This is a genomic window from Streptomyces sp. NPDC002643, assembly GCF_053592555.1.
Genome location: NZ_JBSFVY010000019.1, coordinates 117,899 through 131,669, shown reverse-complemented (window position 1 = coordinate 131,669; position 13,771 = coordinate 117,899). Strand labels below are relative to the sequence as shown.

At 72.2% G+C, this 13,771-nt stretch carries 13 protein-coding genes; 6 read left to right on the top strand and 7 right to left on the bottom strand.

Annotated elements, in window-relative coordinates; translation table 11 throughout:
- Positions 1–63: 63 nt before the first annotated feature.
- Complete coding sequence (locus tag ACWD4G_RS27605; protein WP_451297945.1) at positions 64–900, bottom strand: hypothetical protein; 837 nt, start codon at positions 898–900, stop codon at positions 64–66.
- Between the two features lie 274 nt (positions 901–1,174).
- A complete protein-coding gene (locus ACWD4G_RS27600; RefSeq protein ID WP_451297943.1) occupies positions 1,175–1,711 on the bottom strand; it encodes an HNH endonuclease in 537 nt (178 codons plus the stop codon).
- Positions 1,712–2,059: 348 nt separating this feature from the next.
- Here ACWD4G_RS27600 and ACWD4G_RS27595 point away from each other — a divergent pair, with 348 nt between their 5' ends.
- Positions 2,060–3,154, top strand: coding sequence for a mechanosensitive ion channel family protein (locus ACWD4G_RS27595; protein WP_451297941.1), 1,095 nt, complete (start codon positions 2,060–2,062; stop codon positions 3,152–3,154).
- Positions 3,155–3,259: 105 nt separating this feature from the next.
- On the opposite strand, the gene ACWD4G_RS27590 is transcribed toward ACWD4G_RS27595, so the two are convergent.
- The 3 genes from ACWD4G_RS27590 to ACWD4G_RS27580 are packed head-to-tail and all read right to left on the bottom strand — an operon-like array spanning position 3,260 to position 6,029.
- Positions 3,260–4,708, bottom strand: a complete 1,449-nt coding sequence (locus tag ACWD4G_RS27590) for an ABC transporter permease (protein WP_451297939.1) — start codon at positions 4,706–4,708, stop codon at positions 3,260–3,262.
- Entirely contained in the window at positions 4,705–5,454 is a 750-nt protein-coding gene (locus tag ACWD4G_RS27585) for an ABC transporter ATP-binding protein (RefSeq protein ID WP_451298049.1), read from the bottom strand. Before ACWD4G_RS27585 ends, ACWD4G_RS27590 begins: the two co-directional genes overlap by 4 nt.
- Before the next feature lie 41 nt (positions 5,455–5,495).
- Positions 5,496–6,029 (bottom strand): PadR family transcriptional regulator, encoded by a 534-nt coding sequence (locus ACWD4G_RS27580; protein WP_451297937.1) that lies wholly within the window; start codon positions 6,027–6,029, stop codon positions 5,496–5,498.
- A 213-nt stretch (positions 6,030–6,242) separates the two neighbouring features.
- Between ACWD4G_RS27580 and ACWD4G_RS27575 the strand changes: the two genes are divergently transcribed.
- The 3 genes from ACWD4G_RS27575 to ACWD4G_RS27565 all read left to right on the top strand — a co-directional run bounded on the left by ACWD4G_RS27575 (position 6,243) and on the right by ACWD4G_RS27565 (position 9,236).
- Positions 6,243–6,494 (top strand): hypothetical protein, encoded by a 252-nt coding sequence (locus ACWD4G_RS27575; RefSeq protein ID WP_451297936.1) that lies wholly within the window; start codon positions 6,243–6,245, stop codon positions 6,492–6,494.
- Complete coding sequence (gene malQ / locus ACWD4G_RS27570) at positions 6,495–8,636, top strand: 4-alpha-glucanotransferase (protein WP_451297934.1); 2,142 nt, start codon at positions 6,495–6,497, stop codon at positions 8,634–8,636. It begins immediately after the preceding gene.
- Positions 8,637–8,978: 342 nt separating this feature from the next.
- Complete coding sequence (locus ACWD4G_RS27565) at positions 8,979–9,236, top strand: hypothetical protein (protein WP_451297932.1); 258 nt, start codon at positions 8,979–8,981, stop codon at positions 9,234–9,236.
- Between the two features lie 136 nt (positions 9,237–9,372).
- On the opposite strand, the gene ACWD4G_RS27560 is transcribed toward ACWD4G_RS27565, so the two are convergent.
- Positions 9,373–9,978, bottom strand: coding sequence for a TetR/AcrR family transcriptional regulator (locus tag ACWD4G_RS27560; protein ID WP_451297930.1), 606 nt, complete (start codon positions 9,976–9,978; stop codon positions 9,373–9,375).
- Positions 9,979–10,117: 139 nt separating this feature from the next.
- Between ACWD4G_RS27560 and ACWD4G_RS27555 the strand changes: the two genes are divergently transcribed.
- A complete protein-coding gene (locus ACWD4G_RS27555) occupies positions 10,118–11,680 on the top strand; it encodes an FAD-dependent monooxygenase (RefSeq protein ID WP_451297928.1) in 1,563 nt (520 codons plus the stop codon).
- Positions 11,681–12,070: 390 nt separating this feature from the next.
- On the opposite strand, the gene ACWD4G_RS27550 is transcribed toward ACWD4G_RS27555, so the two are convergent.
- Positions 12,071–12,613 (bottom strand): MarR family winged helix-turn-helix transcriptional regulator, encoded by a 543-nt coding sequence (locus ACWD4G_RS27550; RefSeq protein WP_451297926.1) that lies wholly within the window; start codon positions 12,611–12,613, stop codon positions 12,071–12,073.
- A gap of 161 nt (positions 12,614–12,774) precedes the next feature.
- Here ACWD4G_RS27550 and ACWD4G_RS27545 point away from each other — a divergent pair, with 161 nt between their 5' ends.
- On the top strand, positions 12,775–13,728 hold the full coding sequence (locus ACWD4G_RS27545) for an EamA family transporter (RefSeq protein WP_451297924.1): 954 nt from the start codon (positions 12,775–12,777) through the stop codon (positions 13,726–13,728).
- Positions 13,729–13,771 lie beyond the last annotated feature (43 nt).

The following is a 13,771-nucleotide window of genomic DNA, read 5'->3' as shown; positions in this document are numbered from 1 at the left end:
AAAAAGCCCCCGGGCAACGGATTCGTTACCCGGGGGCGATGCCGGCCGTGAGGCGGATCGGTGTTACTTCACATCGACGTAATCGGCGGCCGAGGTCTTGGCCGCCGTGGTGGACGTACCGGCGAACGTGAAGCGGTACGAGCCGTCCTTCGACGCCTTCACGGTGGTGGACAGGGCCCCGCCCGTGCCGGAGGTGATCGTCTTGACGTTGGTGTAGGAGGCCGCGCCCTTGGCCTTGAACTGGAGGGTGACCTTCTGGCCCTTGTAGCCGGTGAAGGTGCGCTTGGCCCAGTCGGCGCGGGTGAGCTTGCCCTTGACGGTCAGGGTCTTGCCCTTGACGACGGGCTCGGGGGTGGCGTTGGTGCCGAGGCCGGCCTTGCGCTGGATCTTGGCGGTGCCGAGGTTGCCCCAGATGTCGGCGCCGGTCTCGAAGCTGATGTGGTCGTCGGAGTCATCCATGTCGATGGATGTGCGGGCGTAGCCGATGGCGGCCTTCCATGTGGTGGCGTCCGCAGCGCTGCTGAGCTGCTCACGCGGGTTGATCGTGAGCGTCGTCGTGCACGACTCGGTGACCGTGGTGTCCGTCGTCGCGGTGACGGCGCACTTCGGCGCCTTGGAGGAACTCTCCAGGGCGTTTTCGAGGTTGGTGAGCTTGCCGCGGTACAGGATGACGCCGAGGAAGTTGTTCTCGTAGTCGATCACGAGGTCCGTCGGGCGGGTGAAGCTGTAGGCGACCGGCACGGTCACCTTGCTGTTGGTGCCGACGACGATCGCCTTGCCGTTGTTCACGGTGACGGCACCGAAGGTCAGGTCCGGCGAGTCGGCCAGCGCGGCGGGCGCGGCCAGACCGGTGAGAGCCAGGGCGCCGGACATGACGGCACCTATGGCGAGCTTTCTCATGAGTCCCCATTCGAGCGGGCCCCCGGGCGACGTCGCGCTCCAGAACAAGGGCCCGCTGTTGAGGCGACACTAGGGGATCACCGGTGTGTGGGGAACGGGGGGATGCTGTGAATCCCGCGAGAGGTCAGGGCTGTGGCTGGCCCGGGACGGTGGTGCACGGTGGATCGCCCTCGCGCCCGCTCGCCGGGTACGCCCCGAGGGGACGTGCCCGGCGGGGCATGCCCTGCCTCGCCGGGCACGTCCTGGAGGCGCGAGGCATACAAAAACCCGGACCTCAGGCGGAGATGCCGTCGATCCGGGCCAAGGCGTCGTCCGCGCCGTACGGCTGCAGGTAGGGCAGCCAGCGCGGGTCCCTATGGCCTGTGCCGATGATGCGCCAGGCCAGGCCGGTGGGTGGGGCGGGTTTGTGGCGGAGCCGCCAGCCGATCTCGACGAGGTGGCGGTCGGCCTTGACGTGGTTGCAGCGGCGGCAGGACGCCACCACGTTGTCCCAGACGTGCTTGCCCCCGCGGCTGCGCGGGATGACGTGGTCGACGCTGGTTGCGACGCCACCGCAGTACATGCACCGGCCCCCGTCCCGCGCGAACAGCGCACGACGGGTCAGAGGAACGGGCCCCCGATAGGGAACCCGGACGAATCGCTTGAGCCGGACCACGCTGGGTGCGGGGATGGTGACGGTTGCGCTGTGCATGAAGGCGCCGGATTCCTCCAAGGCGACTGCCTTGTTCTCCAGGACGAGGACGAGCGCGCGGCGGAGCGGTACGACGCCGAGCGGCTCGTACGACGCGTTGAGGACCAGGACATGCGGCACGGATGCCTCCTTGTACGCCGGCGGCGCGTGGCTCGCGCCGTGGACGATCCGTAGTCAGTCTCCCCTCAGGCCTGGTGGAAGCGCCACCATGTCCCGGTAACGGGCTGGGAGTGTTTTCGACCACACCCTGATTCATCCCCCACCCTGTGCGCCCTTCACTCCCTGGTGAGCGCCCTGTGTGCCTCGAACGTGGCGGCGACCTCCACACAATGCCCCGTTAGTGTGGTGAGCCTGCCCGTCCGGTGACCGTTCCGTGATCAGAACGGTCTTGACTGCCGCAGCGCCGCGGTGGCACTGCGGTGGCACCGCCGTGCCGGAGGGCGGACAACGCACCTGGAGGTACCCGTCGTGTCGCCCGTTTCGTCCCTGCCCCTTCTACTGGCCGCCGCGTCGCCGTCGCCGTCTCCCTCGGAGACCGAGACGACGCCCGCGGTGCCCTCGCTGGAGGACGCCCAGGAGAGCGCGACCAACGCCGCAAGCTGGGTGGAGGAGAACTGGTCCACATGGCTGGCCATCGGTCTGCGGGTGCTGCTGATCCTGGTGATCGCGGCGGTGCTCAGAGTGGTGGTGCGGCGGGCGATCACCAAGCTCATAGACCGGATGAACCGCTCCGTCCCGAACGTCGAGGGCTCCACCCTCGGCGGACTGCTGGTCAACGTCGAGCGCCGCCGGCAGCGCTCGCAGGCCATCGGCTCGGTACTGCGCTCGGTGGCGTCCTTCCTGATCATGGGCACGGCCGCGCTGATGGTGCTGTCCGCCTTCGAGATCAACCTCGCCCCGCTGCTGGCCTCCGCCGGTGTCGCGGGCGTCGCCATCGGTTTCGGCGCCCGGAACCTGGTCACCGACTTCCTCTCCGGCGTCTTCATGATCCTGGAGGACCAGTACGGCGTCGGCGACACCGTCGACGCGGGCGTCGCCTCCGGTGAGGTCATCGAGGTCGGCCTGCGCGTCACCAAGCTGCGCGGCGACAACGGCGAGATCTGGTACGTCCGCAACGGCGAGGTCAAGCGCATCGGCAACCTCTCCCAGGGCTGGGCCACCGCCGGCGTCGACGTCACCGTCCGTTACGACGAGGACCTCGACCGGGTCCGCCGCACCCTTGTCCAGGTCGGCGAGGAGATGAGCAAGGAGGACCCCTGGAACGAGCTCCTCTGGGGCCCGATCGAGGTCCTCGGCCTCGAAGACGTCCTCCTGGACTCCATGGTCGTCCGTGTCTCCGCCAAGACCATGCCCGGCAAGGCCCTCACCGTCGAACGCGAACTGCGCTGGCGCGTCAAGAAGGCCTTCGACGCCGCCGACATCCGCATCGTCGGCCGCCTCCCGGAGCAGTCGGACCCCACGGACGACGACCCGGCCGCCGGTGTCTCCGCCCCGTCCGTCTACTCCAACACGACGTCCCCGCAGTCGGAGCGGGCTACACCCATTACGCCGACCACGAAGTAGGACCTGCGGCCGCTCATGACCACGGCGTCCCGGAAGCACCCCCGTGCCTCCCGGGACGCCGGGCTTCGTGGCTCCCCTTTGCTTACGTGGCTTCCTGCGCGGCCCTCACGTGTAGCGCAGCTCGGCCGGTCGTACCGTGCGGCGGAGCAGGGGCAGGGACGTGGCCGCGACCAGGAGGCAGAGCCCATACACCGCGAGGGGGACCAGGAGGGCGCCGTAGGGGATGACCAGGGCGCCGCCCAGGGCGGAGGCGTAGCCGACGGCGATCGTGATGCCGCCGAGGCCGGCGATCAGGAGCGACGGGGCCAGCGGCAGCGCCGTCTCCAGCAGCAGGGCCCGGCGCAGCACCTCGTACGGCACCCCGGCCGCGACCTGGGCGGCGAGCCCGCGACGGCGGGTGGCCAGGGACTCGGCGGTGCCAACGGCCAGCGCGAAGAAGGTGATGGCGAAGCCGACGAGGATGGCGGCGGCGGTGAGGTTCAGGCCGGTGATGTAGAAGTCCCGGCTCTCGGCCAGGTACTTCTCCGCTTCGATGTCGGCCCGCAGCGCGTGACTCACACCGAGGAAACCGGCGCCGGCCACCGTCCCCATGAAGACCGCCGCGTGGGTGCGCGCCGCCGCCCACGGGTCGTCGCGCAGCCGCTCCGCGGCGATCAGGACCGCCGGGCTCCCCGTCCGGGAGGCGAGCAGCCGGCCGGTGAGCTTCGCGACCACGCCCGACATCAGGACCGCGCCCGCGCCCACCGCGAGCAGCGCGCCGCAGAGCGTCAGCGGGGCCTGCCCGCTGGAGCTGTTGGGCGAGTTGCGGCTGGTGTTGGCGACGGCGAGCAGCGCCGCGAGCACCAGCAGACCCACCGCGCCCAGGAACACCCAGGCCGACCCCCGGCCGGAGGCCGAGCCCGTCCGCCGTACCCAGCCCAGCGGGGAGGCCACCACCCGGCGCAGCGCCAGCACGCTCACCGCCGCGCCCAGCGCCGGCACCCCCAGCGCCACCAGGACGATCCCGGCCCAGGCCAGGGCCGGAGGGTTCCGCCACCCGATCACCACGAACAGCACGAAGAAGACCGTGACGACCAGCGAACCGATCAGACACGCCACCCCCGTCTCCAGCGCGGCGATCCGGCGCACCTGACCCGCCGACGCCCCCGCGAGCCGCAGCCCGGCCAGCCGCCGGTCACGGTGCACGGCGCCCACGCGGGCGCACTGCCCGAGGAGCCCGAGCACCGGGACCAGCAGAAGCAGCAGAGTGGCGATCACCCCGGAGCGCTCCCCGGGGTTGTCCAGCAGACCGCTCAGCATGTTCACCCGGTAGTGGCCCTCCAGCGACGCCAGCGCGGCCGCCGCCATCCCGAACCCCGTCGCCAGCGCCGCCCCCAGCGCCGTCAACGTCACCCGCCACCACTCCCGGCGGTCGGAACCCCGCGTCAGCAGGACGGCGAGACGGAAGTCACCGGCCAGCGTGCCCGCCCTGCTCGCCGTATTCACCGAGCTCGTCGTATCCGCCGTGTTCGTGTTCGTCGTAATCACCGAGTTCGTCGTGTTCGCCCTGCTCATCGGGACGCCTCCAGCGGCGCGTCGGCCTCGGCGACCACCACGCCGTCCTTCAGCGCGATCTCGCGGTCCGCGTACGCCGCCACCTGTGCGTCATGCGTGATCAGCAGAACGGCCGTACCGGACTCACGGGCCGTGTGCACCAGCGCCGCCATCACCTGCTCACCGGCCAGCGAGTCCAGCGCGCCCGTCGGCTCGTCCGCGAACACCACCTTCGGCCCCGTCACCAGCGCCCGCGCCAGCGACACCCGCTGCGCCTGGCCGCCGCTCATCTCACCGGGCCGCTGCTCCTCCTGCCCGCGCACCCCGAACCGTTCCAGCCACTCCCCGGCCAGCGCCCGCGCCTGAGGCCGGGCCGTGCCCGCCAGCAGCAGCGGCAGCGCGACATTGTCGACGGCCGTCAACTCCGGGATCAGCTGCCCGAACTGGAACACGACCCCGAAGTCCGTCCGCCGCAGCTCGCTCAGCGCCCTCTCTGGCAACTGGTCCAGCCGCTTCCCGGCATACGTCACCGAACCCCCGTCCGGCCGCGTGATCCCCGCCAGACAGTGCAGCAACGTGGACTTACCGCTGCCGCTGGCCCCCGTGACGGCCAGCAGCTCGCCCTCGCGCAACTCCAGCGAGGCACCGCGCAGCGCCCGCGTCCTGCCGTGCGCCTTGACGAGGTTCCGGGCCGCGAGCAGCGGCACAGCCTTCTCGATCCCGCTGTCGTGCTCGCCACGGGAAGTGCTCCTGTGGTGTTCGCTCATGCCCTGTTCGCTCATGCCCTGTTCGCTCATGCCGTGTTCGCTCATGTCGCGTCGATCTCCTCGGTCAGGGTGATCAGCCGGGCCGCGGTGGTGTTCATCCAGCGGAGATCGGCGTCGAGGTGGTTGAGGGCGTAGTCCGCCGAGAGGACGGTCGACAGATCCGCGCCCGGTGTGGTCTTCACGGCGGTCAGCTCCCGCATCCGCGTCATGTGCGCGGTGCGTTGCGCCCGTAGATAGGCGGTCGGGTCGCCGCCGGAGAGGATCGAGACGACGAGCTTGGCGAAGATCTCGTTCGTCACGAACGGCGCGGGCGGCGCGATCTCGCCGGCCCACTTGGTCAGCTCGCGCGCCCCCTCGTCCGTCGAGCGGTACATCGTCCGCTCCGGGCCGCTGTCCGCCTCGGTGCCGTCCACCTCGGCGAGACCGTCCCGGACCAGTCGTTGCAGGGTCGTGTAGACCTGGCCGTACGCCAGTGGCCGGGCCTGCGGAAAGCGTTCGTCGTGCCGCCGCTTGAGGTCATAGCCATGGCTCGGCCCAGCGGCGAGCAGCCCCAACAGGATGTGACGGGTGCTCATGGGGACCAGTATGCACTGAGTACATGTACTGAGTGAATAGTGGGCGGGAGAGAGCGGCGAACGAGGTCCGGGAGGGCGTGGCGAACGAGGTCCGGGAGTGACCGGGGTCACGATGTTCGGCCGGTCGCGTCTGTCAGGGCGTTCACTGGGTAGGGCTGGAATACCGCGAACCCGCACGACGCCATGGCCGTACAACGGACAAGGAGCCCCCTCATGGCCGCACCGGCACACCTCACGCCCCGAACAGGTTCCCCGACGGGCGAGGCGAAACCGTACGTTCCGGAGCCGCGCGGTCCGGAACCCCCTCACTGCGTCTTCAGCGCGGAGGGGGCGTGCGCCGAGGCGCCCCTCACCAGTGAGCCCCCGCTCCCGGACGCCGAGCCCCTCACCAGCGAGCCGCCCCTCACCGACGCGGCCCCCCTCACCAGCGAACCGACATCCAACGGCGCCGCATCGGGGGTCTAGATGGCACGACGACCGGCTGCCGCCGGGGAACCACCACGACCGGAGGACCTCGCGGAGTCCCCGCTGGCCCGGCTGGCCGTCCTGCACGGTGTCGCCACCTCCTACAGCCCCTCCCCGGACCGTACGGTCGCCGCGTCGGAGGACGCGGTGGTGGCCGTGCTCGATGCGCTGGGCGTCGACGCGAGTACGCCCGAGTCGGTGGCCGCCGCTCTGGCCGCGCGCGAACGGGAGCTGGGGGAGCGGCTGTTGCCGCCGACCGTGGTCCGCTGGGGCGACGGCCCGACGCCCGCCGCGCTCGCGGCCCTCCCCGCCGGCACGCGGCTGCACATCCGCACCGAGCAGGGCGAACTCCGCTCCGGCATCGAGGAGTTGCCCCAGTCGCCGGAGTTGCCCCCCGGCGTCCACGTCCTCACCGCCACCACCCCCGACGGCCGTACCGCCGACGCCCACCTCGTCGTGGCCCCGCCCCGCCTCCCCGCCCCGCCCGGCCGTGTCCACGGCCTCCTCGTCCAGCTCTACTCCCTGCTCTCCCACCGCAGTTGGGGCATGGGCGACCTCGGCGACCTGGCGGAACTCACCGCCTGGTCCGGCCGCGCCCTCGGCGCGGGATTCGTCCAGGTCAACCCCCTGCACGCCGCCGTCCCCGGCACCCCCACCGACCCCTCCCCCTACCGGCCCTCCTCCCGCCGCTACCCCGACCCCGTCCACCTCCGCGTCGAGGACGTCCCCGAGTACCCGTACGCCTTCGGGAGCGGCCGGGACCCGGAGGGCGACCGCCTCCGTACGCTGCCGGAACGCGCCGCGCGCCTGCGCGAAGCCGTGCTGGACAAAGGGGAGTTGATCGACCGGGACGCGGTGTGGGCGCTGAAACGGGAGGCGCTGGAGGTCGTACGGCGGGTGCCGCTCGGGCCCGGGCGGAGGGCCGCGTACTGCGACTTCCTCGCCGAGGAGGGCGAGGCGCTGGAGGACCACGCCACGTGGTGCGCGCTGGCGGAGGTGCACGGCCCGGAGTGGCAGCGGTGGCCCGAGGGCCTGCGCGACCCGCGTTCGGCGGCGACCGCCCGCGCCCGCGCCGAGCTGATGGACCGCGTCGACTTCCACACCCGTCTCGCCTGGCTGACCGACGCCCAGCTCGCCGCCGCGCAGCGCTCCGCCCGTGACGCCGGTATGCCCATCGGCCTCGTCCACGACCTGGCGGTCGGCGTCCACCCCGGCGGCGCCGACGCCTGGGCCCAGCAGGAGTACTTCGCCGCCGGAATGTCCATCGGCGCGCCCCCCGACGCCTTCAACTCCCGTGGCCAGGACTGGGGTCTGCCCCCCTGGCGCCCCGACCGCCTCGCCGAGTCCGGCTACGCCCCCTACCGCCTCCTCCTGCGCGCCCTCCTCCGCCACGCGGGCGCCCTGCGCATCGACCACGTCATGGGCCTGTTCCGCCTCTGGTGGGTACCGCAGGGCAAGCCGCCGACGGAGGGCACGTACGTCCGTTACGACGCCGACGCCATGCTCGCGATCCTCGTCCTGGAGGCCTCGCGGGCCGGGGCGCTGGTGATCGGCGAGGACCTCGGGACGGTGGAGCCGGGGGTGCGTGAGGCGCTGGACGCGCGGGGGGTGCTCGGTACGTCGGTGCTGTGGTTCGAACGGGACTGGGACGGCACCGGCCGGCCCCTCCCGCCGGAACGCTGGCGGGCCAACTGCCTCGCCACCGCCACCACCCACGACCTCCCGCCGACCGCGTCCCGCCTCACCGGCGACCATGTCACCCTCCGCCACGGCCTGGGCCTGCTGACCCGCCCCCTGGAGGTCGAACGCGCCTCGGCCGCCGCCGACGCCGGTGAATGGCTGGCCCTCCTCACCCGTCTGGGCCTGCTCCACGGCACGCAGGGCTGTACGTCCGCCACGTCTCAGGAGGCCCAGATCCAGGCCCTCCACCGCTTTCTGCTCCGCACTCCCGCGCGGATGGTCGGCCTCTGGCTCCCCGACGCGGTCGGCGACCGCCGGCCGCAGAACCTCCCCGGCACGTGGGACCAGTACCCGAACTGGCGCCTCCCCATCGCCGACGCGACCGGCCGCCCGGTGACACTGGAGGACTTGGCGGCGTCGCCTCGGCTGCATGGGTTGGTGGATGTGTTGCGGGGCGCCTGAGGGCTCGGGGGTGCGGGTTTTCTCGGTGGCTGCGGGTGGGTGGGGGCTGATCGCGCCCACGCGGCGGAGCCGCAGATCGACACAGCCCCGCGCCCCTGAAAATGCGGGGCTGCGCCCCATGCATTTTCATCCTCCCGCGCACCTCGCACGTTCTGGCCCGCACGCCTCCCGCCCTTCGGGCCTGCGGCCCGATAAAAGCGGGGCGCAGCCCCTGCTTTTAAGGGGCGCGGGGAACTGCGCGACCAGCCCCCACCCACCCGCACCCGCCGAATCACCTGCCGCCCCCACCCCTTAGGCACCCCCAACCAACCGAAGCGCACCCCCGTTGGTTAACGTTGCCTCGTGGACAAGAAGAACGCCCTGCGAGCCGGCGCCCTGGCCGCCGGTACGACGCTGATGATGCTGCTGATGTCGTCCCCCGCCCTCGCGCTGATCCCCGACGACGGCGACGACCCGGGCCCGGGCCTCAGCGTGGTCGACACGCTCGGCCTCTACGTCGTGGCCCCGATCGCCATCTTCGCGGTCATCACCGGCCTCGTCATGGTGCTGGACAGGTCCACGGACCGTCAGCCCAAGGTCAAGGCGAAGGCGAAGGCCTGACCCCACCCTTTCCGCAGCGCGTCCATCGAGGGCACCCTCCGCACACCTGTGCGTCGAGGGCGCCCTCGACGCGTTTCCGGTCCGGCGCCCGACTCCGGTACGCGGCTGAAGGCGCCGGGGCCCGTCGCGGGGCTCCTCAGGGATACGGCGTCGGATAGGGCGCCGTGAGATAGCGCTGGACCGTCGGCCCCAGCCACTCCACGATCTCCTCCCGCCCCAGCCCCACCGCCGGCTGGAATCGCAGCACATAGCGCGCCAACGCCATCCCCAGCATCTGTGAGGCGACCAGCACCGCCCGCGTGGCCGCCTGCTCGGGGTCGGGACAGACATGCCGGGCCAGCGGCAACAACTGGTCCCGCAGCACACCCTGCATCCGCTCCGCCCCCGCCGGGTTGGTGACGCCGACCCGGAGCAACGCGGTGAGCACCTCGTTCCGCTCCCAGAGGTCGAGGAAGTGGCCCACCAGCACCCGGCCCGCATCCCCCGCGTCGAATCCGGTGGGCTCGGGCAGCCGTAGATCGATGGCGATCGCCGCCGCGAACAGCCCCTCCTTCGAGCCGTAGTACCGCATCACCATCGACGGATCGATCTTCGCGTCCCTGGCGATCGCCCGAATGGTCGCCCGCTCATAGCCGTCCGCCGCGAACCGCTCCCGCGCCGCGAGGAGGATCGCGTTCCGCGTCGCGTCGGACCGTCGGGGAGGTGCGGATTCGGTGGGTTCCGCGGATTCCGTGTCATCCATGCCAACAAGCGTAGGCCAACACGTGTTGACAGGCCAGGGGTGTCCTCCTATGTTGGCAAACAAGCGTTGGCCAACAAGCGTTGACCAAGCGGACGTTGACCAGCAGACGTTGGCCAACAAGCGTTGGCAGGAGGCCGCCATGAACGGAGCGAAGGGCACCACCGGAACCGACATCACCGACATCACCAGGACCGCCGACATCACCGGCACCGCCGGCAACCCCGGCACGCCCCGCGAGGTGATCGTCGTCGGGGCCGGCCCCACCGGGCTGTTGCTGGCCGGGGATCTCGCGGCGGCCGGTGTCCCGGTCACCCTCGTCGAGAGGCGGCAGCGGCAGATCAGCAACCTGTCGCGGGCGTTCGCCGTGCACGCCCGCACCCTGGAGCAGCTCGACGCCCGTGGCCTCGCCGACGAACTGGAGGAAAAGGGGCGGCGGTTGGACCGTATCCGGCTGTTCACCCGGCTCGTCGTACGGCTCGACACGCTCCCCTCACGCTTCAACCACGTCCTCGTGATCCCCCAGTACGAGGTGGAGAAGGTCCTGCTGCGGCGGGCGGTCGAGGCGGGGGTGAGGTTCCGGTACGAGACCGAGGTGACGGGGATCGACCAGGACGCCGACGGGGTCACCGTTCACGTGCGCGGGCCGCAGGGGGAGGCGGAGTCGCTCCCCGCCGCGTACGCCGTCGGGGCCGACGGGCATCGCAGTGCGGTGCGGACGGCGATCGGGCAGCCGTTCCCGGGGAAGTCCGTCATCCGTTCCGTCGTCCTCGCCGATGTGCGGCTGGACGAGCCGCCGGAGGAGTTGATCGCCGCGAACGCCGTCGGCGACGCCTTCGCCTTCATCGCGCCCTTCGGCGACGGCTACTACCGCGTCGTCGGCTGGCACCGCGGCCGTGACGTCCCCGACAGCGAGCCGCTCGACCTCGACGAGGTCAGGGAGATCACCCGGCTGGCCCTCGGCCGTGACCACGGTATGCGCGACGCCCGCTGGATGTCCCGCTTCCACAGCGACGAGCGCCAGGCCCCGGCGTACCGGGTCGGCCGGGTCTTCCTCGCCGGGGATGCCGCGCACGTCCACACCCCGGCCGGCGGCCAGGGCATGAACACCGGCCTCCAGGACGCCGCGAACCTCGGCTGGAAGCTCGCCGCCGTCCTGCGCGGCCACGCCGCCCCCGCCCTCCTCGACACCTACCAGGCCGAACGCCACCCGGTGGGCAAAGCGGTGCTCCGCAGCAGCGGCGGCATCATCCGGCTCGCCATGGCCAAGTACCCCTGGACGCGCGCGTTCCGGGCCGTGGCCGCCACGGTCGTCAACCACGTCGGCCCCGTGCGCACCCGGATGACCGGCCAGGTCACCGGCATCGGCTACGCCTACCCGGCCCCGCGCGGCGCCCACCGCCTCGCCGGCACCCGCGCCCCCGACATCGCCCTCACCGACGGCGGCCGCCTCTACGAGGCCCTCCGCGCCGGCCGGTTCGTCCTCATCACCCCGCGCGACACCAACCGGTCGCCCCTCGCCGACGCACACAAGGAACTGCTCACCACGACGAACTGGGCGAGCGACCGCCGTACGGCCCTCCTGGTCCGCCCCGACGGCTACGTGGCCTGGGCGGCGGAGGGCCCGGAGGGCACGGACACGCCGACGATCGAGGCGGCCCTCGGTGCGGCCCTCGGCGGCGCGGCCCTCCCCGCGACCGCCTGAGCGGGTCGGGCGAAGCCCGCCGCGACTCGGCGGCACCCTGAAGCGGCGCGGGGCCGCGGGGGATGTGCGGCCGGCGCCACGCGGGCGGGACAGGCAACGACGGCGTCGCAGCCGACGGACGGCACGCCCCGGCCCTGCGTCGGAGCCGCGATCGACCCGGTGGTCGAAGCACCTGGCGAGGCCCGATCGACGGGACTCGGAACCGCCCATCGACGAGAGCCGACGAGACTGGAACCGCCCCCCACAGGCGAGGCCGGTCGGCGGACTCGGGACCACATCCGGCGAGGGGCGACGGGACTCGGGGCCGACAGCCGACAGCCGACAGCCGACAGCCGACAGCCGACAGCCGACAGCCGGCGAGACTCGGACCCGTCGGCCCGCGCCGCAGGCCTACGCCCCCGTCCCCACCACCAGTCTTCGCAGCAGGTCGGCCAAGTGGCCGGCCTGTTCGGCGTCGAGGTGGGAGAGCGCGGCCGTCTGTTCGGCGAGCCCCGCCTCGACCGCGCGGTCGACCAGGCGGAACCCCTCGTCCGTGAGGGTGACCCGGAGCGCCCGGCGGTCGTGCGGATCGGGGGAGCGGCGCAGCAGACCGGCGCGTTCGAGCTTGTCGAGGCGGCCCGTCATCCCCCCGGTGGTGAGCATGAGCGTCGAGGACAGCTCGCGCGGCGAGAGGGCGTACGGCTCGCCGGAGCGCCGGAGCGTCGCCAGGACATCGAACTCGCCGCGCGAGATCCCGAACCGGGCGTACGCCTTGTCCATCCGGTCCCCGAGCGTCCGCGCGAGCCGGTAGACCCGTCCGAAGACCTCCATCGCGGTGGTGTCGAGGTCCGGACGCGTCACGGCCCACTGGTCGATGATCGCGTCGACGGGATCACGGAGGGGCACGTCGGACTCGGTTCCGCCGGTCTCGTCGGGTGTGGGGGTCGCGTTCATGGACCGAGTATCGAGCCGAGATCACTCAGTCGCAAGAAAGCCACGGCGAAGTAGCTTGACGATAATTAGCTTAGAGCTAAGCTAATCGATGGCAAGCTAATTGCCGCCAAGGTAATTGCCGCCGGTCGACATCCCGCCGTCGCGAAGGGCCCGCCCCTCCCATGTCCGCGAACCGCCTCCCAGGCCTCCCCCTCATCGCCCTGACCGCTCTCGCCCCGATCTCCTGGGGCACGACCTACGCCGTCACCACGGAGTTCCTCCCGGCCGACCGTCCGCTGTTCACGGGGCTGGTGCGGGCGCTCCCGGCCGGACTGCTGCTGCTCGCCGTCTCCCGCAGACTGCCGCGCGGCATCTGGTGGGCGAAGGCGACGGTGCTGGGCGCGCTGAACATCGGTGCCTTCTTCCCGTTGCTGTTCCTGTCCGCGTACCGCCTGCCGGGAGGCATGGCAGCGGTGGTCGGCTCGGTCGGGCCGCTGTTCGTGGTGGGCCTCGCGGCCGTGCTCCTCGGTGAGCGGCCGACCCCGCGCACCCTGCTCACCGGTGTCGCGGCGGCCCTCGGCGTCAGCCTGGTCGTGGCGAAGGCGACCGGCGCGCTCGACCTCGTGGGCCTGCTCGCCGCGGTCGCCTCCACGGCGTCCATGTCCGCCGGCACGGTCCTCACCAAGCGCTGGGGCCGCCCCGAGGGCGTGGGCCCGCTGGCCCTCACCGGCTGGCAACTGACCACCGGCGGTCTGCTGATCGCGCCGCTCGCCCTGCTGGTCGAGGGGGCGCCCCCGGCCCTCGACGGCCCGGCCGTCGGCGGCTACCTCTATCTGGCCCTCGGCAACACGGCCGTCTCGTACTGGCTGTGGTTCCGGGGCATCGGCCGGCTCCCGGCCACCCAGGTCACCTTCCTCGGCCCCCTCTCCCCGCTGACCGCCGCCGTCATCGGCTGGGCGGCCCTCGGCCAGTCCCTGACCCCCCTCCAACTCCTCGGCATGGCCATCGCGTTCGGCGCCACGGTCCTCGGCCAGCTCCGGCCGCCGAACCGAGGACCCGCCCCGCGAGAGCCGCAGCCTTCGCCACCCTCCCGGACAGCCGCCCGCCCGGCCGAGGAGACCGGCGTGCGCGCGTAGGAGGCGGACGAAAGGGGGCGCCCGGTGATCACACCGGACGCCC